The 21565-nt window shown below is 68.9% G+C and carries 20 protein-coding genes and 2 tRNA genes; 12 read left to right on the top strand and 10 right to left on the bottom strand.

Annotated features, from left to right (window positions below; all coding sequences use genetic code 11):
* Positions 1 to 3: 3 nt before the first annotated feature.
* Positions 4 to 3060 carry an autotransporter outer membrane beta-barrel domain-containing protein gene (locus DWF00_RS14870; protein WP_114853038.1) on the top strand — a complete coding sequence of 1019 codons (3057 nt, stop codon included), beginning with the start codon at positions 4 to 6 and terminating at the stop codon, positions 3058 to 3060.
* A gap of 169 nt (positions 3061 to 3229) precedes the next feature.
* Here the strand turns inward: DWF00_RS14870 and copM are convergent, their stop codons facing one another.
* Positions 3230 to 4750 carry a CopM family metallochaperone gene (gene copM / locus DWF00_RS14865; RefSeq protein WP_245973945.1) on the bottom strand — a complete coding sequence of 507 codons (1521 nt, stop codon included), beginning with the start codon at positions 4748 to 4750 and terminating at the stop codon, positions 3230 to 3232.
* Between the two features lie 250 nt (positions 4751 to 5000).
* Positions 5001 to 5075, bottom strand: a tRNA-Gln gene (locus DWF00_RS14860).
* A 161-nt stretch (positions 5076 to 5236) separates the two neighbouring features.
* On the opposite strand from DWF00_RS14860, the gene DWF00_RS14855 reads away from it, so the two are divergent.
* The 5 genes from DWF00_RS14855 to DWF00_RS29450 all read left to right on the top strand — a co-directional run bounded on the left by DWF00_RS14855 (position 5237) and on the right by DWF00_RS29450 (position 8745).
* Positions 5237 to 5313 (top strand) — tRNA-Pro (locus DWF00_RS14855).
* A 541-nt stretch (positions 5314 to 5854) separates the two neighbouring features.
* Complete coding sequence (locus DWF00_RS14845; protein ID WP_114832364.1) at positions 5855 to 6889, top strand: AAA family ATPase; 1035 nt, start codon at positions 5855 to 5857, stop codon at positions 6887 to 6889.
* Positions 6886 to 8145 carry a vWA domain-containing protein gene (locus DWF00_RS14840; RefSeq protein ID WP_181832884.1) on the top strand — a complete coding sequence of 420 codons (1260 nt, stop codon included), beginning with the start codon at positions 6886 to 6888 and terminating at the stop codon, positions 8143 to 8145. The genes DWF00_RS14845 and DWF00_RS14840 overlap by 4 nt, the downstream gene beginning before the upstream one ends.
* A complete protein-coding gene (locus tag DWF00_RS14835) occupies positions 8142 to 8528 on the top strand; it encodes an LCCL domain-containing protein (protein WP_114832362.1) in 387 nt (128 codons plus the stop codon). Before DWF00_RS14840 ends, DWF00_RS14835 begins: the two co-directional genes overlap by 4 nt.
* 76 nt (positions 8529 to 8604) lie before the next feature.
* The gene (locus DWF00_RS29450) at positions 8605 to 8745 is read left to right on the top strand and encodes a hypothetical protein (RefSeq protein WP_181832883.1); all 141 of its coding nucleotides are present in this window, start codon (positions 8605 to 8607) and stop codon (positions 8743 to 8745) included.
* A 157-nt stretch (positions 8746 to 8902) separates the two neighbouring features.
* Here DWF00_RS29450 and DWF00_RS14830 read toward each other — a convergent pair whose 3' ends face one another.
* Positions 8903 to 9541 (bottom strand): biotin transporter BioY, encoded by a 639-nt coding sequence (locus DWF00_RS14830; protein WP_245973943.1) that lies wholly within the window; start codon positions 9539 to 9541, stop codon positions 8903 to 8905.
* Between the two features lie 209 nt (positions 9542 to 9750).
* On the opposite strand from DWF00_RS14830, the gene DWF00_RS14825 reads away from it, so the two are divergent.
* Positions 9751 to 10665 (top strand): MBL fold metallo-hydrolase, encoded by a 915-nt coding sequence (locus tag DWF00_RS14825; protein WP_114832361.1) that lies wholly within the window; start codon positions 9751 to 9753, stop codon positions 10663 to 10665.
* A 153-nt stretch (positions 10666 to 10818) separates the two neighbouring features.
* On the opposite strand, the gene DWF00_RS14820 is transcribed toward DWF00_RS14825, so the two are convergent.
* Positions 10819 to 11595, bottom strand: coding sequence for a DUF1499 domain-containing protein (locus tag DWF00_RS14820; RefSeq protein WP_114832360.1), 777 nt, complete (start codon positions 11593 to 11595; stop codon positions 10819 to 10821).
* A gap of 377 nt (positions 11596 to 11972) precedes the next feature.
* Here DWF00_RS14820 and DWF00_RS14815 point away from each other — a divergent pair, with 377 nt between their 5' ends.
* Complete coding sequence (locus DWF00_RS14815; protein WP_181832886.1) at positions 11973 to 12815, top strand: alpha/beta fold hydrolase; 843 nt, start codon at positions 11973 to 11975, stop codon at positions 12813 to 12815.
* Between the two features lie 60 nt (positions 12816 to 12875).
* On the opposite strand, the gene DWF00_RS14810 is transcribed toward DWF00_RS14815, so the two are convergent.
* On the bottom strand, positions 12876 to 14507 hold the full coding sequence (locus DWF00_RS14810; protein ID WP_114832358.1) for a long-chain-fatty-acid--CoA ligase: 1632 nt from the start codon (positions 14505 to 14507) through the stop codon (positions 12876 to 12878).
* 153 nt (positions 14508 to 14660) lie between these two features.
* Between DWF00_RS14810 and DWF00_RS14805 the strand changes: the two genes are divergently transcribed.
* Both DWF00_RS14805 and DWF00_RS14800 read left to right on the top strand, forming a co-directional pair.
* Entirely contained in the window at positions 14661 to 15125 is a 465-nt protein-coding gene (locus DWF00_RS14805; RefSeq protein WP_425453116.1) for a MarR family winged helix-turn-helix transcriptional regulator, read from the top strand.
* 7 nt (positions 15126 to 15132) lie between these two features.
* Positions 15133 to 16023 (top strand): patatin-like phospholipase family protein, encoded by an 891-nt coding sequence (locus DWF00_RS14800; RefSeq protein WP_114832357.1) that lies wholly within the window; start codon positions 15133 to 15135, stop codon positions 16021 to 16023.
* A gap of 70 nt (positions 16024 to 16093) precedes the next feature.
* Here the strand turns inward: DWF00_RS14800 and DWF00_RS14795 are convergent, their stop codons facing one another.
* The 4 genes from DWF00_RS14795 to DWF00_RS14780 all read right to left on the bottom strand — a co-directional run bounded on the left by DWF00_RS14795 (position 16094) and on the right by DWF00_RS14780 (position 18400).
* Positions 16094 to 16579, bottom strand: coding sequence for a cupin domain-containing protein (locus DWF00_RS14795; RefSeq protein ID WP_245973941.1), 486 nt, complete (start codon positions 16577 to 16579; stop codon positions 16094 to 16096).
* A 56-nt stretch (positions 16580 to 16635) separates the two neighbouring features.
* Positions 16636 to 16941, bottom strand: coding sequence for a DUF6295 family protein (locus DWF00_RS14790; protein WP_181832882.1), 306 nt, complete (start codon positions 16939 to 16941; stop codon positions 16636 to 16638).
* Positions 16942 to 16952: 11 nt separating this feature from the next.
* Entirely contained in the window at positions 16953 to 17702 is a 750-nt protein-coding gene (locus DWF00_RS14785; RefSeq protein WP_114832356.1) for a dienelactone hydrolase family protein, read from the bottom strand.
* Between the two features lie 74 nt (positions 17703 to 17776).
* Positions 17777 to 18400: a TetR/AcrR family transcriptional regulator gene (locus tag DWF00_RS14780; RefSeq protein ID WP_114832355.1), complete on the bottom strand. Its 624-nt coding sequence runs from the start codon at positions 18398 to 18400 to the stop codon at positions 17777 to 17779.
* Positions 18401 to 18472: 72 nt separating this feature from the next.
* Here DWF00_RS14780 and DWF00_RS14775 point away from each other — a divergent pair, with 72 nt between their 5' ends.
* A complete protein-coding gene (locus tag DWF00_RS14775) occupies positions 18473 to 19093 on the top strand; it encodes an NAD(P)H-dependent oxidoreductase (protein WP_114832354.1) in 621 nt (206 codons plus the stop codon).
* Between the two features lie 39 nt (positions 19094 to 19132).
* Here DWF00_RS14775 and DWF00_RS14770 read toward each other — a convergent pair whose 3' ends face one another.
* Positions 19133 to 19657: an SH3 domain-containing protein gene (locus DWF00_RS14770; RefSeq protein ID WP_114832353.1), complete on the bottom strand. Its 525-nt coding sequence runs from the start codon at positions 19655 to 19657 to the stop codon at positions 19133 to 19135.
* Positions 19658 to 19992: 335 nt separating this feature from the next.
* Here DWF00_RS14770 and DWF00_RS14765 point away from each other — a divergent pair, with 335 nt between their 5' ends.
* Entirely contained in the window at positions 19993 to 21369 is a 1377-nt protein-coding gene (locus DWF00_RS14765) for an aspartate aminotransferase family protein (RefSeq protein WP_114832352.1), read from the top strand.
* Positions 21370 to 21565 lie beyond the last annotated feature (196 nt).

Raw genomic sequence — 21565 nt, 5'->3', positions numbered from 1 at the left:
GGCATGGCCGGCGCGGTCGCGGTCTCGGGCACGCAGAGCTTCGACACGCTGCAGTTCAACAGCGACGGCTATGCGCTGAGCGGCGGTTCGCTGAGCTTCGGCGTCGCCGGTGGCGGCACGGTCAACACCTCGGCCGGCGTCACCACGACGATCGCCTCCAGCCTGGTCGACGGCACCGGCAGCAGCCTGACCAAGGTCGGGGCCGGCACGCTCGTGCTCACCGGCACCAACGGCTATACGGGCGGGACGACGATCGCCGGCGGCACGCTCTCGGTCTCGGCCGATGCCAATCTGGGCGACGCAGCCGGCGCGCTGACCTTCACCGGCGGCACGCTCGCGACCACGGCGAGCTTCGGCATGGTCCGCTCGGTCAGGCTCACCGGCGCGGGCGGCGTCGACGTGGCGACCGGCACGCAGCTGCAGCTCGGCGGCCCGGTCTCCGGCGCCGGCAGCGTGGCCAAGCTCGGGGCCGGCACGCTCGTGCTCTCCGGCGCCAGCAGCTACACCGGCGCGACGTCGGTCCAGGCCGGCACCTTGCGGGCCGGCGCGATCGGCGCCTTCGCGCCAGCCTCGGCCGTCACCCTCGATGCCGGGGCCGCGCTCGACCTCGCCGGCTTCGACCAGAGCATCGCCTCGCTCGAAGGCGCGGGCGACGTCACGCTGGGCGCGGGAACGCTGACGCTCGGCTCGAACGGACAGAGCACCGCCTTCTCCGGCGCGATCTCCGGCAGCGGCGGCCTGGCCAAGACCGGCAGCGGCGCCTTCACCCTCAGTGGCTCGACCAGCTACACCGGCGCGACGCAGGTCCAGGCCGGTACGTTGCGGGCCGGGGCGGCCGGCGCGTTCGCCTCCGGCTCGGCCTTCAGCGTCGGCGCTAGCGCGGTCCTCGACCTCGCCGGCTTCAGCCAGGGCATCGGCTCGCTCGCCGGGGCCGGCTCGGTCACGCTCGGCGCGGCGACGCTGAGCACGGGGTCGAGCAACGCCTCGACGACCTTCTCGGGCGCGATCTCCGGCAGCGGCGGCCTGACCAAGACCGGCAGCGGCGCCTTCACCCTGTCCGGCGTCAACAGCTACACCGGCACGACCGCGATCCAGGCCGGCACGCTGACCGTCACCGGCGGCGCCGCGATCAGCGATGCCGGGCTGGTCACCATCGCCGGCGGCGCGACGCTCGACGTCGCCCAGAGCGAGACGATCGGCGCGCTCGTCGGCGATGCCGGCGCCATCGTCACGCTCGCCGCCGGCCAGACGCTGACGACCAGCGACAACAGCGGCGCGAGCTTCGCCGGCAAGCTCTCGGGCTCGGGCGACTTCCGGCAGGACTTCATCGGCAAGACGACGGTGTCCGGCACGAGCGACTATACCGGCGCGACCTTCGTGACGCGCGGCACGCTGGTGGTGAACGGCTCGATCGCCTCGTCCTCCGGGCTGACGGTCGATGCCGGCGGGACCATCGCCGGCTCCGGCCAGCTGCCCGCGACGCTGGTCAACGGCACCATCTCTCCCGGCAACTCGCCGGGAACCCTGACCGTGAACGGCAACCTGACGCTGGGCGCCGGCTCGGTCTACATCGCCGAGGTGCAGGGCGCGGTCTCCGACCGGATCGACGTCACCGGCACGGCCGCGCTCGCCGGCACGCTCAGGATCGTGCCGCTCGGCGGCGCCTACACGTTCTCGACGCCCTACACGCTGCTCTCGGCCCAGGGCGGGCGCAGCGGCAGCTTCGGCACCGTCGACACCACCGGCAGCTTCGGCGACGGCATCGCGACCAGCGTCGCCTACACCGCGACCGACGTGCAGCTCACCCTGGCGCCGAACCCGCTGGCGCCGATCATCGACCCGGCCAGCCCGCCGGTAACGCCAGGGGGAGCGTCGCCGGCCCCGCGCCTCGGCGTCGGCCGGCCGGCCAACGCCTATGCGGTCGCAGCCGGCATCGACCGGGCGGTGGCGGGCGGCGCCAACCCGTCGGCGCTGTTCGGGCTCTACAACCTGCCGGCGGCCGCCATCCCCGCCGCGGTCAACCAGCTCTCCGGCGAGGTCCACACCGCCGCGCCCGCCATGGCGGTCTCGGCCGCCGACCAGTTCCTGCGCGCCATGCTCGATCCCTTCGCCGCCGGCCGGCTCGGCGACGGCGCCCCGGCGCCGGGGACCGCCGCCTTCACCGGCAAGGTCGGCAAGGGCAGCGACGCCCCGGAGCGGCCAGCCGTGCTCGACCTGCCGCGCTACTCGGTCTGGGGCGCGGCCTTCGGCTCGTTCGGCCGCAGCGACGGCGACCGGATCGCCGGCTCGGCCAGGCGCGACCTCGACGACGCGCATCTCGCGGTCGGCGCCGACGTCCGGCTGGCGCCCGGCACGACCGCCGGCTTCGCCGTCGCCGGCGGCAGCGCCCGCGCCTCGCTGGCGGGCGGGCTCGGCAAGGCCGACGCCGAGGCCTTCCAGGCCGGCCTCTACGGCATGACCCGGCTCGGCCCGCTCAACCTCGCCGCGGCGCTCGGCTATGCCAGGCTCGAGACCGACGTCACGCGCAGCCTCCCGGCGCTCGGCAGCGCGCTGTCCTCCTCCTACGCCACCACCGCCTGGAGCGGCCGGCTCCAGGCCAGCGCCGCGCTCGCGAGCTGGAACGGCCTGACGCTGTCGCCGCTGGCGGCGCTGCAGGCGATCCAGGTCCGCAGCCCCGGCGTCACCGAGACGAGCTGGAGCGGGGCCGCCCCCGGCGCGCTCCACCTCGCCAGGCGCAGCGAGACGACCTCGCGCTCCGAGCTCGGCCTGCAGCTCGACGTCCAGGCCATGCTCGGCGCGACCCCGGTCTCGGGCTATGTCCGGGCGAGCTGGGCGCACTACTTCCAGCGCGACGCCGACCTCTCGGCCAGCCTGGTCGGCCTGCCCGGCGCCAGCTTCGCCATCACCGGCGCCAGGCCGGCCCGCAACGCCGCCCTCATCGCCACCGGCTTCGACGTCAGGCTCACCCCCAGCGTCACGCTCGGCGCCCGCTTCGACGGCGAACTCTCAGGCACCTCAAACCGCTACGGAGGATCAGCACAGCTAAGGGTCAGCTTCTGAAGCGGGCCGGCGGCGGCATAACGATGCCGCCTTTGCAAAGCCGATCCTACTGCCCATTGCGGACGCTCCTGACGTCGGCAATGGGCCAAAACCGCCCTACGCGGCACCGGCCGAAGTGCGCCGGTACCGGCACGCAACTTCCGCGTGACAGCAGACCGCGACGCTGTAGCTACCGAGCCGGCTGTGGCAGGTTCTTCTGCTTCAGCCATTCGCGCATCTCACCGATCTCATGCGTCTGCGCGGCGATGATCTCCTGCGCCAGCTTGCGGTTCGCCGCGTCCTTGCCGTAGCGGAGCTGGATCTCGGCCATATCGATCGCACCCTGGTGATGCGGGATCATGCCGAGCACGAAGGCGGCGTCCGGATCGGAATGGGCGATGCCCTGCATCATCGGTCCGTGCATCCGCTCCATGACCTGCTGATAGGCGGCCAGCGCGGGCTTCGCATCGGCCGTGGCGGGCATGGCGTGGCCGGCATGGCCGCCCGCATCGCTGGCTCGCACCGGCGGCGCGCCGATGCCGCCCGGCACCTGCGGGCCATGCGGGTATTCCGGGCTGTACGAATGCGTCGCGATATCGGCCGCTGGGGTGCCGACCCGGCCCTCAGGTCCGTAGAGCGCGATGTGCAGGCCCCAATAGCCGGTGGCGAAGATCAGCAGCGCCGCGGCGAGCCCGGTCGGCACGCCGGCGAGCCTGCGCTTCAATGCCGGCAGGAAATGCACCTCGCGGGTATGGTCGGCCGCGATCGCGACGATGATCGCCATGATCAGCGCATGGCCGATCAGGTCGACGCGCCCGAACGGGTAGACCGCCGCGTTGAAGATCACGAAGAGCGCGATCGCCGAGAGCCGGCGCACCAGCGGCGTCCAGATCATGCCGAAGCCCATGGTGAACTCGGCCACCCCCGCCATCGGGATGAAGACGTCGCGCGGCAGCCCGAACGTCAGGAACGGCTTCTCGACCACCAGCGGGTAGAACCAGTCGGGATAGGCGAACTTCTCCAGGCTCGACCACATCAGCGCGATGGCGACGCCCCAGCGCAGCACCTCGAAGCGATGCTTGCGCCATTCAGGCTTGTCGGAGGCCTCAAGCACGAGATAGGCGGCGACGCCGACGCCGAGCGCCAGATAGTCGAGCAGGTGGAAGATGTCGTAGTCGCGCAGCGCCAGCAGCCACAGGCCGATGATGCCGGCGGCGGCGAGCGGCCGCGTCGCCCGCGGGATGACCAGGGCCGCGATCAGCAGCTGCGCCCACGAGACCCATTCGGCCGGCGTCTTCAGGTCGGGCGTCAGGTAGACGCCGCCGACCGCGAAGATCGCGACGAAGAACGCCGCGATGACGAGGCGGACGAATTCGTCCAGCCTCTGCCAGAGCGGGTCGGTGATCCGGTCCATGCCGGCCAGGATGGTCTCTCCCGCAGGCGATTTCTCGATCGCGCGGGTCGCCAGGAAGAAGACCAGCACAAGCGCGATGCCGGTCCAGAACCACGGGTTGGCCAGGGTGACGGCAATAGGCTGCGGCGGCGCCCCCACGATATAGGGCGCGAACCATTTCACATGGGCCGCGGCCGGCACCGAACCGAACAGCAATCCGGCCAGGGCGGGTAGCTGGACGAAAGCCCGGCGGCGTCCGGGGAGAGCGGGCCAGAAGCAGCGCATATTGGTGGCCGGCGGAGGTAGGGCGGGGCGCATGGCATCTCGCTGACTTACGGTGCGGCAGATGGCGGTTCTCAGGCCAACTTCCTAGCGTGGCAGGCGAGCATCGATCCAGTGTTTCATGTCGGCGATCACGCCTTCCTTGCCGAGATCGCTCAGCAGGTCGTGGGCGTGCCCGTCGTAGAGCTTCAGCGTCTTGTCGCTGGAGCCGGCCGTCTGGTGGAACAGGACGACACTGTCGCGGGAATTTCCGAGCCCGGCGAAATGTTTGGAAAACTGGAATGCATGGCTGGGGCGGGAGGATTCGAACCTCCGAATGGCGGTACCAAAAACCGCTGCCTTACCACTTGGCGACGCCCCAATGCGCCGCTGCCTTCTAAAGCGCGTCGTCGCGCCGCGCAACCATTGACGCGGGCTTCCCACAAGGCCCCGTGACACCGCTCCGTCAATTTTCCACGCTTTGCATGCTCGGCGCTGTTGCGCCCCGGCGCGGTGCTGGCTATAAGCCGGCCACCAGTTGATCGGAGTGTAGCGCAGTCTGGTAGCGCACCACGTTCGGGACGTGGGGGTCGCAGGTTCAAATCCTGCCACTCCGACCATTTTTCTCAGAGCTTTGCACCTTTGCCCCGCGCTGCCCTTTGGGCGCGCCGCGGGGCAGCTTGCCCAGGCGGAAGCGGTATTTGGCGCTCAGGCGGCGCTGTGGCAGCGCTCGCGCCCGCCGTGGCCCGCCTCCCCGCCAGAGCAGCGCCGCCAGCGCCAGGCACGGCATCGCGAAGGCCGCGACGAGCACGGCCCAGATCATCACGCTCGCAGAGACTGGGCCATCGGCCAATGATCTGTCCTCCCGTTTCCCGTTAGGGGAACGTCGCAGCGCGAGGATTGATCCGGCGGCCTCGATAGTCCCGGATCGCATCCGGCATGGCTTAGCCGACTATAGCACATCCTGGCTTGGCGGCAGCACGCGGGTGTCCGCCGCAGCCGGAACCGCCGCCTCGATCCCTTAGCCGATTTCTGAACGGCCGCCCAACAGAGCGCACATTACCAAAAAATAATGATTTCAAGGACCTCTGGCGACAGAGGCACCCCTTCCCCACATGGGCCGCCATCCTGGCCTAAGGCTGGCCAGTTGGGGAGGGTTTGATGGAAGCGCCTCGATCTGCCTTCGAAGAAGTCGTCACGTTGCGTCAGGCCAAGCAGCTCATCCAGTGCATGGCCCATGAGCAGAGTTTCCTGCTGCTCTCGGCTCCCGGGCTCGGCAAGTCCGAGCTGGTCTACGACGCGGCGCGCGAGGCGGGCCTGCCCTGCCGCTCGCTGCTCGGCACCCAGATCGCACCCGAGGATGTCAGCGGCATCCCGCGCATCGTCGGCGAGCGCTCGGTCTTCTGCCCGCCGCGCATCCTGCTGCCGGAGAAGCCGGAGCCCTTCTGCCTGTTCCTCGACGAGTTGCCGGCCTGCTCGCCGGATGTGCAGAAGGCGTTCTACTCGCTGCTGCTGGAGCGCAGGCTCGGCGAGCACGCGCTGCCGAAGGGCACCTGGGTGGTCGCGGCCGGCAACCGCCTGCAGGACCGCGCCCTGGTGCGCGCCATGAGCTCGGCGCTGGTCAACCGCGTCACCATCCTGCAGCTGCGCGTCGACGTCGCCGAATGGCTCGCCTGGGCCCAGCGCGCCGGCGTCAGGAGCGAGATCCGCAGCTTCATCGCCACGATTCCGGACGCGCTGATGCGGCCGGTGCCGGCCGAGCCCGTGCCGTTCTCGACGCCGCGCGCCTGGGCCCTGCTCTCGCGCGCCTTCGACATGGCGCAGAAGGCCGGCCTGCTCAACAACGAGACGCGCCGCGCGCTGGCCTTCGGCCGGCTCTCGCCCGAGGATGCGACCGTGTTCTGCGCGCTGGCGGAGGACGCGATCGGCGCGGTGCGCCCGCTGGAGGACTACCTGCGCAAGCCGGAATTCCTGCCCAAGGGCGATGCCGCCCGCTGGTTCATCCTCGATTGCATCCGGCAATTCGTCCGGGACGGCCGGGCCGACGGCCTCAAGCCGCAGGTCGTCAACCGCTTCCTGCGCAGCCTCTCCTCCGAGCACCAGCTCCTCGTGCTCAACGACATGGTCGAGACATGGGGGGCGCTTGGCGCCGACCGCGCCATGTTCGACCTCCTGCGCAAGGTCGCCGCGGCATGAGCGGCTCACCCGATCCTGCCATCGCCGCGCGCGCCATCCGCGCCCGGCTGATGAACGGGCTGCGGCTGGTCACCGCGCCCTTCCCGCATCTCGCGGGCCTCGCCGCCGCCGTGCGCGTCGAGCTCGACGAGCGCGTGCCGACCATGGGCGTCTTCGCCTCAGGCCGGCTGCTGGCGAATCCGGGCTTCACTGCGAGGCTCTCAGGCGACGACCTCGTCTTCGTGCTGGCGCATGAGCTGCTGCACCTGGCGCTGCGCACCCATGAGCGGGCGCGCGGCAGCGCCGCGCTCGAGTTCAACTACGCCCATGACTACATCATCAACGACATGCTCCGGCATGCGCTCGGCCGCGCCACGATCCCGGCCGGCGGGCTCGACATGCCCGGCGCGCGCGCGAAATCGGCCGAGGAGATCGTGCTGGAGATGCGCCGCACCGGCAACTTCATGAACTCGCGCACGCAGGTCTGGGAGGGCAGCATCGCGACCGTCGAGCAGGTGCTCGGCGCCGCCAGGCAGGCCCCGCCCGGCACGATGGGCGATGCGCTCGACGCCAGGCGCGAGCGCGAGCTCTTCCCCGACGATGCCGGCGATCAGGCCGGGCGGGCGCGGGCGATCCGCGATCTCGCGACGAAGGGCATGGTGCTCGCCAAAGCCATGGGCGTGCTGCGCGGCAAGGGCGATGCGGCCGGCGGGTCGAGCCAGAACGTCCAGGCCCGGCGCGGCATCTACCGCACGCCCTGGCACGTCGCGTTGCAGACCTGGCTCGAAGGCGTCGCGCCGGGCGAGCGCACCTTCACCCGCGCCTCGCGCCGCGGCAACGATACCGGCGATCTCGTGATGCCCGGCCGCAAGCGCTATTCCTGGATGCTGAACGTCGTCATCGACACCAGCGCCTCGATGAGCGACGAGATCCCGCTCGCCCTCGGCGCCATCGCCGATTTCTGCGACATGGCCGGCGTCGACGAGATCCGGCTCATCCAGTGCGACACGGTCGTCACCTCCGACGAGGTGCTCTCGCCGGCCGCGCTCGCCGACTACGAGGTCTCAGGCTATGGCGGCAGCGACCTGACGCCGGCGCTCGTCGCGCTGGCCGAGGACCCGCGCGTCACCGCCGCGATCGTCATCACCGATGGCGAGATCTCGTATCCGAGCGAGCCCGTGCCCTATGCCGTGCTCTGGGCCCTGCCGAAGGGCTCGGCCAACTTCCAGCCGCCCTATGGGCGGGTCATCACCATGCAGCCGGGAGACGCGCCATGAAAGTCGTCCAGGAACTCGTCGCCTATTTCGACAAGCGCGGAAAGCTGTCGCGCCGGCAGCTGAAGAAGCTGCTCGAGCAGAACTTCGTCGCCTCCGACGCCCCGCCGAACATGCACGGCCTCTGCGAGAGCGTCGGCGCGATCTACTACTTTCGCGTCACCGGCGTCACCGAGGGCCAGATCTGGGGCACGGACATCTATAGCGGCGATTCGATCATCGGCGCCGCCGCCGTCCATGCCGGGCTGCTGAAGCCGGGAGCGACGGCGGTGCTCCGGGTGACGGTGGTGACGCCGCCGGAGGAATTTCCCGGCACCGAGCGCAACGGCGTCACCAGCACGCAATATGGCCGCTACCAATACGCCTGGACGCTCTCAGTGATCTGACGCCACCAGCCCGAATCGACATCCGGCACGACGCAGCCCAAGATGGCGCGACCTGCGGATTTGGACGGAGCACGGCATGAAGCGCTTGATTCGGACGATCGGCATTCTCGGGATCGTGTCGCTGCTCGCCGGCTGCGACAAATGCGGCGACTGGGCCAAGTTCGACCTGTTCGACCAGGCGCCCAAGAGCTGCACCAGCAGCGATCCACAGGGCTGACACCCTCTCGTCATTGCGAGCGTAGCGAAGCAATCCAGGGGGACTGGGCGAGCAAGGCCCGTGGATTGCTTCGCTACGCTCGCAATGACGGCAATCGCCGAGCCAATGAAAAAGCCGGGGCGATGCCCCGGCTTTCTTGTCTCTAAGATGGAAAAACTCAGCCGCGGCGGCGCAGCACCGTCCAGCTCGCGCCGACCAGGCTCGTCGCCAGCGCCAGCTTGAGCAGGTCGCCGAGCAGGAAGGGCTGCACGCCGAACTGATAGGCCTTGGCGAAGCCGACGCCAGTGACGCCGCCGGCCATCTGGGCGCCGAAGGCGAGCCAGGCGAAGCCGAGGCCGATGATGAGCGCCTCAGCCGTGATCATGCCCGCGATCAGGCGCAGCACCGAGGCGCCGCGCTCGGCCGCCCAGCCGGCGACATAGGCCGCCGCGACGAAGCCGGCGAGGAAGCCGCCGGTCGGGCCAACGAGGTACATCATGCCGGCGGCGGCCGGCGGGGTGTTGGTGAAGACCGGCAGGCCGGCAAGGCCATAGGCGATGTAGAGCGCCACGGTAGCAGCGCCGAGGCGCGAGCCATAGGCCGCGCCGAGGCCGAGCACGGCCAGCGTCTGCAAGGTGATCGGCACCGGCCAGAACGGCACCTTGATCTTGGCGGCGAGCACCAGCAGCAGGCTGCCGGCGACGGCGAGCACGAGGTTGCGCGCCAGCTCGGCGCGACGGCCGGACACGCCGGGAAGAACCGCGTTGACCAGGGTCGGGGCCAAGGTCTGGGCCTGGAGAGGAAGCATATCGGCCATCCGTGTCATCCTGTTTCTCGGGCCTGCGTCTCGCAGCCGGCTTCCTTGTCTATAGGAAATGCGGCAAAGCCCCACAAGCCGGGCGGAGCATGATGCCGAACCGAAGGTCCGCGTTAGCGAATAGTGGGAACCGGTTTTCGGACGACATCATGCTCTAATTCTTTGATGAGAGCCGTGCGGAAACGGGCATGCTGACGTAGAGAGGCCGCATGAGCGACGAGATCGAATTCGACCGCACCGCCACCACGCCCGCCGGCGAGGTCGCCGAACTCAGCCCGCTGGTCCGGCGCATCATCGCCGGCAATAGCGGGCCGATGACCTTCACCGGCACCTGCACCTACATCATCGGCCGCGGCACGGTCGCGGTGCTCGATCCCGGCCCGGCCGACCCCGCCCATCTCGCGCGCGTGCTCAGGGCGCTCGACGGCGAGACGGTCAGCCACATCCTCGTCAGCCACACCCATCGCGACCATTCGCCCGGCGTCCCTGCGCTCAAGGCCGCCACCGGCGGGATCGTGGCCGGCTGCCTGCCGCACCGCGCCGCGCGCGAGCTGGCGCTCGGCGAGATCAACCCGCTCGAAGGCGCCGCCGACCGCGACTACGCGCCCGAACTCGCCATGCACGAGGGCGACACGATCACCGGCCCCGGCTGGACGCTCTCCGCTGTCGAGACCCCCGGCCACACCGCCAACCACCTCGCCTTCGCGCTGAAGGAAGAGCAGAGCCTGTTCTCGGCCGACCATGTCATGGCCTGGTCGACCAGCGTCATCGCCCCGCCGGACGGCTCGATGGCCGCCTTCATGGCCTCGATCGAGAAGCTGCGCGGCATGGAGCACCGCATCTACTGGCCGGGCCATGGCGGGCCGGTGCAGGAGCCGCAGCGCTTCCTGCGCGGGCTGGTCCAGCATCGCCGCCAGCGCGAGGCCGCGATCCTGAACCGGCTGAAGGCCGGCGACGAGCGCATCGCCGACATGGTCCCGCCGATCTACCAGGGCCTGCCGGCGGCCCTGCACGGCGCGGCGTCGCTCTCGGTGCTGGCGCAGCTGGAGGACCTCGTCGCGCGCGGCGTCGTCCTCTGCGACGAGCCGATGCCGATGCTGGCGAGCCGCTACTGGCTGGCCTGAGGCTCAAGCATTGAACCCTCAGCCCTCATCCTGAGGAGCCGCGTAGCGGCGTCTCGAAGGATGCTCCAGAAGGCGCTGTCACCGCGAGCTGGAACATCCTTCGAGACGGCCCTACGGGCCTCCTCAGGATGAGGGCTGGGAGATGGGCCTCCCTCAGCGCTCGCTGTTGAGCTGCTCGACTTCCGCCGTGAAGGCGGCGATCCGCGCCGCGTTCCCACCAAGATCATGCCAGCCGATGCGGGAGGCCGAGCGGATGTCGATGCGGCTGCCATCGGCGCGCGGGCGCACCCGGATGGTGATGTCCTCGGTGAGACGCAGCACGCGGCTGCGCGCCACGGCCTCGATCCGCCCGGCGCCGCTGCGCCCGCCCGGTCGCGTCGATTCCAGCACCTGCCAGCCCATCGCGACGGCGGCCTTGCGCGCGATCTCGAACGAGATCTCGGCCGGGACTTCGAGCACGATCGGCAGGGCCTTGGAGTAGGCCTGGCGCTGGAGGCGGCGCTGCTCGGCCGGCACGTCCGGCGGCACGCGGCCATTGCGGGCACCGAGCGCCGCGCTGGAGCGACTGAAGGCCGGCGGATCGTCGACATCCGTCGAGACGTCGATCAGCGCCGGCAAGGTCGCGAGCTTGAAGCCGCCATAGGCGACGGGCGCCAGCATCAAGAGCGCCAGCACGAAGGCCTGCACCGCCATGCCGACGCCGCGATGCCCGGCCTGCCAGATGCGGATGAAGGCGAGGATCGCCATCAGCAGCGCCAACAGCACGAGACCGTAGGCGCCTGCGATCGGCGCCAGCCCCTGCACCGACGGCTCGCTCAAGCGGTAGATCAGCACGGCCAGCAGCACGACCGTAATCGCGAACCAGATCAGCCGCCGGCTCCAGAGCGCGGCGCGCGAAATCGGCTCCTCGAAGACGAGACGGCGGTGCATGAGGATTAGGTGGCGGAGGACAGGGCGGAAGGCAAGCGGCCATTCATACCGGCCATACGACCTACACCTTCGTATGAGGCACCGAACCCTATGTACGATTCTCGATCCGGAGCCCGTCGCCTAGCTTTCCCCCACCACCTCACCCACCGTTGCGGAGCAAGGCTATGACGATTGCGGCCAACACCGACACCTCGGCCTCCGATCCAGCGACGACACTCGATCTGCCCCACAGCCGCACCTTGCCGGATATCCGCTCCGGCCTCACCCGGCGCAGCATCATCGTGGCAACCGCGAGCCTCTCGGCGGCAAGCCTTCTTCCCGCCGGAGCCTTCGCCCAATCCATCTCGCCGAACCATCAACCGAAAGGAGACCATCCCATGAGCAGCGGCTTCGTCAAGACCAAGGACGGCACCGAGATCTTCTACAAGGACTGGGGTCCCAAGAGCGCCCAGCCCATCGTCTTCCACCATGGCTGGCCGCTGTCCTCCGACGACTGGGACAACCAGATGCTGTTCTTCCTCGCGAACGGCTATCGCGTCGTCGCCCATGACCGGCGCGGGCACGGCCGCTCCTCGCAGGTGGATGCCGGCAACGACATGGACCATTACGCCGCCGACGCTTCGGCCGTGGTCGAGCATCTCGATCTCAGGAACGCCGTCCATATCGGACATTCCACCGGCGGCGGCGAAGTTGCCCGCTATGTCGCGAAGTTCGGCCAGCCCCAGGGCCGCGTGGCCAAGGCCGTGCTCGTCAGCGCGGTTCCGCCGCTGATGCTGAAGACCGCGAAGAACCCGGGCGGCCTGCCGATCGAGGTCTTCGACGGCCTGCGCAAGGCGCTCGCCGACAACCGCGCGCAGTTCTATCTCGATCTGCCGAGCGGCCCCTTCTACGGCTTCAACCGGCCGGGCGCGACGATCTCCCAGGGCGTGATCCAGAATTGGTGGCGCCAGGGCATGATCGGCGGTGCCAAGGCGCAGTATGACGGCATCAAGGCCTTCTCGGAAACCGACCAGACCGAGGACCTGAAGGCGATCACCGTGCCGACCCTCGTGCTCCATGGCGAGGACGACCAGATCGTCCCGATCGACGACAGCGGCCGCCTCTCCGTGAAGCTGCTCAAGAACGGCAGGCTGAAGACCTATCCCGGCTATCCCCACGGCATGCTGACCACCCATGCCGACGTGCTCAACCCGGAGCTGCTCGCCTTCGTAAAGGGCTGAGGGCGGCTCAGCGATAACGGGAGGGGGTGGGAGAACCAACCCCCTCCCTTTTCCACGAATCTACGCAGTCGGCAGGCGATAGTCCCTGAACTGCTCGCGCAGCGCCGTCTTCAGGATCTTCCCCGTCGCGGTATGCGGGATCGCCTCGACCAGCACGACGTCATCAGGCAGCCACCATTTCGCGACTTTGCCGGTCATGAAGGCGAGCATCGCCTCGCGGCTCGGCTGGCGCCCCTCCTTCGGCACGATCACCAGCAGCGGCCGCTCGTCCCATTTCGGATGGGCGACGCCGATGACGGCCGCCTCCATCACATCGGGATGGCCGACCGCGAGGTTCTCCAGCTCGATCGAGGAGATCCATTCGCCGCCCGACTTGATCACGTCCTTGGAACGGTCTGTGATCAGCATGTAGCCGGCCGCATCGATCGTGCCGACATCGCCGGTATCGAAGAAGCCGTCTTCGTCCAACACCTGCTCGTCCTCGCGCCGAAAATAGGCCTTCGTCACTGCCGGCCCCCGCACCTTGAGCCGGCCGAAAGTCGTGCAGTCCCAGGGCAGGTCTTTGCCCGCATCATCGGTCAGCCGGAACTCGACGCCGAAGAACGGATGGCCCTGCTTCATCTTGAGGTCGAGCAACGCCTCGCCTTCGAGATGCGCATAGGCCGATTTCACCGAGCAGAACGAGCCGAGCGGGCTCATCTCGGTCATGCCCCAGGCATGGGCGACGGTGACGCCGTATTTGCGCTCGAAGGCCTCGGTCATCGCCCGCGGGCAGGCCGAGCCGCCGATGACGACGCGCTTCAGCGTCGAGAGCGCCGCGCCACTCGCCTCCAGATGCTGCAGCAGCCCGAGCCAGACGGTCGGCACCGCCGCCGTCATGGTGACGCCCTCGCCCTCCAGCAGGCCGAGCAGCGACGGCCCGTCGAGCCTGGCGCCGGGCATGACCAGTTTGGCCCCGGTCATCGGCGCCGAATAGGCCAGCGACCAGCTATTGGCATGGAACAGCGGCACGACCGGCATCACCGAATCGCGCGAGGACAGGTTCATGTAGTCGGGCTGGGCCGCGGCCATCGCGTGCAGCACGTTGGAGCGGTGCGAATAGAGCACGCCCTTGGGGCTGCCCGTCGTGCCGGAGGTGTAGCAGAGCCCGCAGGCGGTGTTCTCATCGAGCTTCGGCCAAACGAAATCGGCGTCGGCCTCGGCCAGCCAGTCCTCATAGGCCACGGCCCGCTTCAGCGAGGTCTCCGGCATGTGGGCGGCATTGGTGAGGATGATGTAGCGCTCGATGCTCGGCAGCTTGTCCTGCAGGCTCTCGACCAGCGGCACGAAGGTGAGGTCGAGGAAGAGCAGCCGGTCCTCGGCATGGTTGATGATCCAGGCGATCTGCTCCGGAAAGAGCCGCGGGTTGACCGTATGCGTGATCGCGCCGATGCCGCTGATGCCGTACCAGAGCTCGAGGTGCCGGTCGGTGTTCCAGGCCAGCGTCGCCAGCCGGTCGCCGAGCCGCACCCCCTCCTGTTGCAACCGCTTGGCGATGCGCAAGGCGCGGTCGCGGGTCCGGGCATAGGTCGAGCGCCTGAGCGAGCCATCCTCCACCGCCCGGCTGACCAGTTCGCGCGTGCCATGCTGCACGGCGGCGTGGTCGATGATCCGGTGCAGCAGCAGCGGCCAGTCCTGCATCAAGCCGAGCATGCGCGTTCCTCCCAGGCTTATCCTTGTTGCCAGCAGCATAGCCGGCTCGCGGCGCGGGAACGATGCGCCATTCGGCGAGTTCCGATGGAAAAGCTCGCGCAAAATCACGAGATGGTTTAGATAAGAACCGATCCCGTTCGAGAGCCTAAGCCAGTGCCCGCGACCAACGCCGCTCCTCGCATCGAGCCGACCGATCCGGACCGCGTCTGGTTCCGCTTCATGCGGCTGCATCAGCGCATGCTCGGCCAGATGACGGCGCGCATCCGCGAGCTTGGCCTGTCGATTCCGCAGTTCGACCTGCTCTCGACCCTGACCGAGCGCGAGGGCATCAGCCAGAGCGAGCTGGCCGAGCGGCTCTACGTCACCAAGGGCAACGTCTCCGGCCTGGTCGACCGCCTCGTGCAGGCAGGCTTGGTCGAGCGCCGCGCCATCGCCGGCGACCGCCGCTCCTACGCGATGCACCTGACCGCGGAAGGGCGCCGCCTGGCCGAGGCCGGCATCGCCGCCCAGCGCGACTACGTCGCGACGACGCTGGGCAAGCTGCCGGGAAAAGACCTCGCCGAGCTCGACCGGCTCGTCCTGACCTGGCGCGACCTCGCCCGCGCCTCCGACGCGTAGTAAGCCGATGTATGCCGGTCTCGCCTTCGCCGGCGGCGGCAACCGCTGCTATTGGCAGGGCGGCTTCTACGAGACGGTCGCGCCGCGAATCGGCTTGAGGCCACGGCGCGTGGTCGGCGCCAGCGCCGGCGCCTTCGCCATGCTCTACACCGCGCTTGGCGCTGGCCCCTATGTCCGCGAGCGCGTCCGCGAAGGCTGCGCGGGGCGCACCTCGGAAACCGACTGGGCCGGCTTCCGCAGGGGCGGCAGGCTCTTCCCGGTCGGCGACATGTACCACACGCTGCTCAGCGAGCTGTTCACACCAGACAATCTCGCCGCCTTGCAGGCGCAGGCGGATTTCCGCGTCGCCATCTCGCGGCCACCGCGCTTCTGGCCCTTGCCTGTCGCCGCGATGCTCGGTATCGGCGCCTACCAGCTCGAGAAGCGTTTCTTCCGCCCGGTCCACCCCACCGCCGGCCGCCGCCTCGGCTTCAAGCCCGACCTGATCCGCGTCGCCGATTGCGCGGAGCCGGTCGATCTCGTCGCCGCGCTGATGGCGAGCGCCGCCGTGCCGCCCTTCATGCCGGCCGGGTTGGTCGACCGGCGCGCAGCGCTCGATGGCGGGCTGGTCGACAGCGCTCCGGCCTGGGCGCTCGCGGAGCTGGAGGCGGCCGGCGAGCCGACGCTCGTCCTGCTCACCCGCCCTTTCGCAGGCGTGCCTGAGATCGCCAACCGGACCTATGCCCGCCCCTCGCAGGTGATTCCCATCAGCCAGTTCACCATCAAGAACTGGGAGGGCATCCGCTTCGCCTATGAGCTCGGGATCCGTGATGGCGAGACATTTTTGCGTGGCTTGGAGAGGCGGGACCTCTCCGCGTCATCCCGGACAAGCGAGGCGCAGTCCCGGGATCCATCGTAGGGCTCCGACGCTCTCCCCGTCATTGCGAGCGCAGCGAAGCAAGGGCGGTGGAGCGGCACTCGGCCAAATCTCATCCCTTCTCCCGGTCGTAGTAGTCGACCGTGTTCTCGGCGCGGAACATCTTCCGCAAGCGCCGTTCCCCGCGCTTGCCCGCGACGATCAGCACCTTGCCTGAATCCGGGTACTCGCAGGCCTCGACCCCGACCAGCGTCGACAGCGCGAGATAGCGCATCGTCACCGTGCCGGTGTTGATGATCTGGTGAGCCACTTCCGGGCCGCCGGGCGGGCAGGCGATGACGTCGTGCCGGCGGATCGGATAGCGCTCGTCGCCGAAGCGGAGCTCGCCCTCGCCCTCCAGGATGAGGAACATCTCCTCCTCGCCATGGTGGTTGTGGAACGGGCACTGGACCTTGCCGGGTGGCAGGACGGTCAGGTTGTAGCCGAGGTTTCTCGCGCCGATATGGTCGCTGATCGTGGCGCGGCTCGACGTGTAGATGCCGTTCTCCTCGACATCGTCGAACGCGACCTCGTCGAGGTTGATGACCGGCTTCACCATCCGCGCCTCCCCAAAGCCGCCGGGCGAGCCGTGGCCGCGGCTCGCCTATCCCGGTGTCACGCGGCCCGAACCAGGCTGGGCGCTGCGCCCTTGCCGCGCACTTCCGCCTCCTCGAACTCGGCGGCGACGATCGCCCGCTCGAGCGCGGCCCGCAGCTCCCTGGCGCTTTCGAGCGTCAGCTCGATGCCGGCGCGCGCGCCGGGCTCGAGGCCGGTGTTGATGAAGTCGAGCGTGATGACGTCGGCCAGCGGCGCATGGCGCGCATGGTCATAGGCGACGACCGCCTGCGTCAGCGGAAACCACTCGTTCCCGCGCTTCGCCATGCCCTCCGCCGCGATGATCTCGACAATCGACGTGCACATGTCGGCTCCTCCTACTTCGCCAGATGCGTCTTGAAGAAAGCAAGGATCTTGCTCCAGCCATCCATGGCCTGCTCCGCCCGGTAGATCGGCCGGTGCCAGTAGAAGAAGCCGTGGCCGGCGCCGTCATAGCGATGGAACTCGTAGCTCTTGCCGTGCGCCTTGAGCTCGGCCTCGTGCTGGTTCACCTGCTCGGGGCTCGGCGCGCGGTCCTCGTTGCCGAAGATGCCGATCAGGGGGCAGGACAGGTCCTTGGTCAGCTCGATCGGCGCGACGGGCGTCTTGGCGTTGAGCTCGTCCGCGCCCATCACCACGCGGCCGCCCCAAAGCTCGGCGCAGGCGTCGACGTCCTGCTTCTGGCAGGCATAGATGAAGGCGTGCCGGCCGCCGGAGCAGGAGCCGAACAGGCCGACCTTGCCGTTATGCTCGGGCTGCGCCCGCACCCACTCCACCGCGGCCCCGGTATCGCCGACCACCTGGGCATCGGGAACGCCACCCTCGGCGCGCACCTTGGCGGCGACGTCGTCCGGATCACCCTCGCCGGCGCGCTCATAGAGATTGGCGCAGATCGCAAGATAGCCGTGATGCGCGAAGCGCCGGGTGGTCTCGATGTAGAACTCGCTCCAGCCGGGAAGATGGTGCACCAGCACCACGGCCGGAAAGGGCCCCTTCCCCTCGGGCTTGGCCACATAGGCCGTAATCGGGGTGCCCTTGTCGCCACTGATCGTGACGTTCTCGCAGATCATGCCTCGGTAGAATGACATCGGTATCCTCCACAGGCGCCAGCCTGGATCGTCCATGCGCTGAATACTAACGTTTAGGCAGCGCGCATGACAATTCATGCGCCGCCGAGCGCGCTTCTCGCAACCATCGCGACGATCGTCTCGAAGAGCTCGCCTTGCGCCTGCGCGGCCGTGATCTCGCCGGTCGCAGCGGCATAGGACAGCGCCTCGGCTGCGCCGAGCATCGCCCGCAGGCCGGCCGGGGCGATGGCGCCCGCGAAGGGAGCGAGCACGGCCCGGCACTTCTCCATGAACGCGGCCTCGTATTCGCGCTTGATCTCCGCCAGCTCCGGCGAGCCGGCCAGCGCCGCGATCACGCCGGGGATCTCGCGGCCCTGCGTCAGGACGCAGTCGACATAGGACGAGGCGATGACCGCGGCCTTGCTCGCCAGGCTCGGCTCGCTCGCCTGCAGCGCAGCGTCCATCAGCGCCGTCTGGCGCGCGTCATACGCGCGGTAGAGCGCCGCCAGCAACTCGGGCCGCGTGCCGAAATGGTCGTAGACGACCGGCTTGGTTACGCCGGCCTGTTCGGCCAGCCGCCCAAGCGTCAGCGCCTCCGTCCCCTCGTCGCGGGCAAGCCGCCACGCCACGTCCATGAGCTGGCGGTGGCGCTCCTCGCGCAGCAGGCGGCGACGCGGTCGCGGGCCGGAGGCTGGATCGGCCGGTAGGGTGCTTGACATCACTATATACCAAAAGTAACTTACCAAAAGTATATAAGCGACCTCCTTCATCCGCAATCAGGAGTTTTCGACATGCACGCGCTCGTCGTCGTCGCGCATCCCGATCCCAGATCCCTTAGCCACAGCGTCACCGCGCATCTTGCCGAGGGCATCGCCTTGTCCGGCCCCGGCAACAGCGCTGAAATCGCCGACCTCACGGCCGAGGGTTTCGACCCGCGCTTCACGACAGCCGACATCGCCGCCCACCTCCGGGAAGCGCCGGTCTCGGCCGATATCGCCGCCGAGCAGGCGCGGATCGACCGCGCCGACGCCCTCGTGCTGGTCTATCCGGTCTATTGGTGGTCGATGCCGGGGCTGCTCAAGGGGTGGATCGACCGCGTCTTCACCAATGGCTGGGCCTATGAGGAAGGCCCGGATGCCAAGCTGGAGAAGAAGCTGCGCCACCTTCGGGTCCATCTCATCGCCATTGGCGGCGCCGACCAGCGCACCTATGCGCGGCATGGCTATTTCGGCGCCATGAAGACGCAGATCGACCACGGCATCTTCGGCTATTGCGGCGCCAGCGTCGTCACGTCCGAGCTGCTGCTCCCGTCCGACGCGCAGTTTCCGGCGGGGCATCTGGAGACGGCCCGTGCGATCGGCCGCGACCTGTTCAACGCGGGCAAGCTTCGCGAAGCGGCTGAAGCAGCCTGACCGCAAACCGCCGCTGGCCAGATCTTCGGCCAACCGCACTCAAGCGTTCGTCTTCACCTTCTCGACCACCTGCCGCCCGGACCCCGCCTCAGTCCGCAGCACCAGCCGCTCGTCGGCTCCGATCGTGCCGAGCTGGATCTCCCGGTCGGGCAGCACCGCGGTGGCGTTCTTGGCCACGAACACCATTACCGGCCGCTGGTTGGCGGCGGCCCAGCGCCTGAACTGGCTGAGATAGGGCTCCTTGCGCCAGCCCTGGGCCGCGCCGGGGTCGACCTGCGCGAAGAGCCAGTTCGTCCGCGGATCGACGGTCAGCACGAAGCGGCTCTTGTCCGGCTTCCACTCCGGCCCGAGGAAGGTCTGCGTCATCCACAGGCAGTAGAACGAGCGGCACTCCGTCGGCCTCGTCGGATAAATCTTGCAGCCGCGCCCGGGCAGGCAATGCTGGCACCAGGAGCCGGCGACGCTGTCGACCTCCGGGTTGTCGTAGACCTTGCAGCAGAGCGCGCAGGTGCCGCAATCGCGGCCGGGCGCCGGCTGGTTCACCATGCGTGCGGAGTCGACCATCTCACCTCTCGAATTCGCCTGACCATGGCGAGCAGCCCCTCGCCTTGCAAGCGCCGAAGCAGCTCCCTCCCCCCGCTTGCGGTGGGGAGGGCCGGGGTGGGGGGACGGAAAGCCGGAGTGCTCCCCTTGAAGAGTAGCGCCAAGCCGAACTGCCCCCCACCCTAACCCTCCCCACCGCAAGCGGGGGGAGGGAATGGTCGTCGACGCTCGGCCTTGCGCCAGACTCTGCCTCGATCTGCGCGAAAATCGCTCAGCTCTTGCGCCGGCTGCGGGCTATGCTCGCATAAACACCGCATAAAGAACCGCCGCACCGAAGAGACCGGGAGTCCCGAGCCATGCTGTCAAACCTCGCCGTCCGCGACATCGAAACGCTGGTGCATCCCTACACCAACCTGGCGACGCATCGCGAGGTCGGCCCGCTCATCCTCGAGCGCGGCGAAGGCGTCTTCGTCTACGACACCGCCGGCAAGGGCTATATCGAGGGCATGGCCGGCCTGTGGTGCACCTCGCTCGGCTATTCCAACGAGGAGCTGGTCGAGGTCGCGGCCGAGCAGATGCGCAAGCTGCCTTTCACCCACATCTTCTCCGGCCGCAGCCATGACCCGGCGATCGAGCTGGCCGAGAAGCTGAAGGAGATCGCCCCGGTCCCGATCTCCAAGATCTTCTACGGCGCCTCGGGCTCGGACGCGAACGACACCCAGGTCAAGCTGGTCTGGTACATGAACAACGCGCTCGGCCGGCCGCAGAAGAAGAAGATCATCTCGCGGCTGAAGGGCTATCACGGCGTCACCGTCGCCTCGGCCTCGCTGACCGGCCTGCCGGCCAACCACACCGATTTCGACCTGCCGATCGCCGGCATCCTGCACACCTCCTGCCCGCACCACTACCGCTTCGCCCAACCCGGCGAGACCGAGCTGGAATTCTCGAGCCGCCTCGCGGCCGAGCTGGAGGAGATGATCCTGCGCGAGGGGCCCGAGACGGTCGCGGCCTTCATCGCCGAGCCTGTGATGGGCGCCGGCGGCGCGGTCACCCCGCCCGAGGGCTATTTCGAGAAGATCAACGCCGTGCTCGCCAAGTACGACGTGCTCTTCATCGCCGACGAGGTCATCACCGGCTTCGGCCGCACCGGCAACATGTTCGGCACCACGACCTATGGGCTGAAGGCCGACACGCTCTCCTGCGCCAAGGCGATCACCTCGGCCTATTTCCCGCTCAGCGCGGTGATGATCTCTGAGCCGATCTACGAGGTGCTCGTCGACCAGAGCCGCAAGATCGGCACCTTCGGCCATGGCAACACCTATGCCGGCCACCCGGTCGGCTGCGCCATCGCGGTCAAGACGCTGGAGATCTACCAGCGCGACGACATCGTCGGCCATGTCCGCAAGGTCGCGCCAAAGTTCCTGCAGCGCCTGGAGAAGCTGGCCGAGCACCCGCTCGTCGGCGAGGCCCGCGGCGTCGGCCTGATCGGCGGCATCGAGCTGGTCAAGGACAAGGCGACGAAGGCGCAGTTCGAGGCCAAGAAGGGCGTCGCCGCCAAGTCCGGCGCCTTCGCGCAGGACGAGGGTCTGATCGTCCGGCCACTCGGCGGCGACCGCGTCGCCTTCTGCCCGCCGTTGATCATCAACGAGGCCGAGATCGACGAGATGTTCGACCGCTACGAGCGGGCGCTCGCCAAGACCCTCGACTGGGTCAAGGCCGAAGGGCTGATCTGATCCGGGCCTTCCCTTCTCCCCCTGCGGGAGAAGGTGCCGGCAGGCGGATGAGGGGTCGCGCTGCCTCGCATTGTCGAGCTCGAAACAAGGTGCCGCTCGGCAATCGTCGCGCGACCCCTCATCCGTCTCGGCTTCGCCGAGCCACCTTCTCCCGCAGGGGGAGAAGGAAAAGCCTGCCGGGAGAAGTGTGACGCAC

It is taken from the genome of Allobosea caraganae (genome assembly GCF_003351345.1).
Classification (GTDB): Bacteria; Pseudomonadota; Alphaproteobacteria; order Rhizobiales; family Beijerinckiaceae; genus Allobosea; species Allobosea caraganae.
Note: the sequence above shows the minus strand (reverse complement) of the source record. Positions and strands in the feature narration are given on the sequence as shown.

Bases quoted from the DNA above. Each gene is read 5' to 3' on its own strand.
- DWF00_RS14815 (WP_181832886.1), top strand. From the start codon at position 11,973: ATGAGCAGCGGCTTCGTCAAGACCAAGGACGGCACCGAGATCTTCTAC.
- DWF00_RS14765 (WP_114832352.1), top strand. From the start codon at position 19,993: ATGCTGTCAAACCTCGCCGTCCGCGACATCGAAACGCTGGTGCATCCC.
- DWF00_RS14830 (WP_245973943.1), bottom strand. From the start codon at position 9,541: ATGGCCGATATGCTTCCTCTCCAGGCCCAGACCTTGGCCCCGACCCTG.
- DWF00_RS14790 (WP_181832882.1), bottom strand. From the start codon at position 16,941: ATGTGCACGTCGATTGTCGAGATCATCGCGGCGGAGGGCATGGCGAAG.
- DWF00_RS14870 (WP_114853038.1), top strand. From the start codon at position 4: ATGGCCGGCGCGGTCGCGGTCTCGGGCACGCAGAGCTTCGACACGCTG.
- DWF00_RS14785 (WP_114832356.1), bottom strand. From the start codon at position 17,702: ATGTCATTCTACCGAGGCATGATCTGCGAGAACGTCACGATCAGTGGC.
- DWF00_RS14820 (WP_114832360.1), bottom strand. From the start codon at position 11,595: ATGCACCGCCGTCTCGTCTTCGAGGAGCCGATTTCGCGCGCCGCGCTC.
- DWF00_RS29450 (WP_181832883.1), top strand. From the start codon at position 8,605: ATGAAGCGCTTGATTCGGACGATCGGCATTCTCGGGATCGTGTCGCTG.
- DWF00_RS14845 (WP_114832364.1), top strand. From the start codon at position 5,855: ATGGAAGCGCCTCGATCTGCCTTCGAAGAAGTCGTCACGTTGCGTCAG.
- copM (WP_245973945.1), bottom strand. From the start codon at position 4,750: ATGCGCCCCGCCCTACCTCCGCCGGCCACCAATATGCGCTGCTTCTGG.
- DWF00_RS14795 (WP_245973941.1), bottom strand. From the start codon at position 16,579: ATGGTGAAGCCGGTCATCAACCTCGACGAGGTCGCGTTCGACGATGTC.
- DWF00_RS14835 (WP_114832362.1), top strand. From the start codon at position 8,142: ATGAAAGTCGTCCAGGAACTCGTCGCCTATTTCGACAAGCGCGGAAAG.
- DWF00_RS14775 (WP_114832354.1), top strand. From the start codon at position 18,473: ATGCACGCGCTCGTCGTCGTCGCGCATCCCGATCCCAGATCCCTTAGC.
- DWF00_RS14770 (WP_114832353.1), bottom strand. From the start codon at position 19,657: ATGGTCGACTCCGCACGCATGGTGAACCAGCCGGCGCCCGGCCGCGAT.
- DWF00_RS14800 (WP_114832357.1), top strand. From the start codon at position 15,133: ATGTATGCCGGTCTCGCCTTCGCCGGCGGCGGCAACCGCTGCTATTGG.
- DWF00_RS14825 (WP_114832361.1), top strand. From the start codon at position 9,751: ATGAGCGACGAGATCGAATTCGACCGCACCGCCACCACGCCCGCCGGC.
- DWF00_RS14840 (WP_181832884.1), top strand. From the start codon at position 6,886: ATGAGCGGCTCACCCGATCCTGCCATCGCCGCGCGCGCCATCCGCGCC.
- DWF00_RS14810 (WP_114832358.1), bottom strand. From the start codon at position 14,507: ATGCTCGGCTTGATGCAGGACTGGCCGCTGCTGCTGCACCGGATCATC.
- DWF00_RS14780 (WP_114832355.1), bottom strand. From the start codon at position 18,400: ATGTCAAGCACCCTACCGGCCGATCCAGCCTCCGGCCCGCGACCGCGT.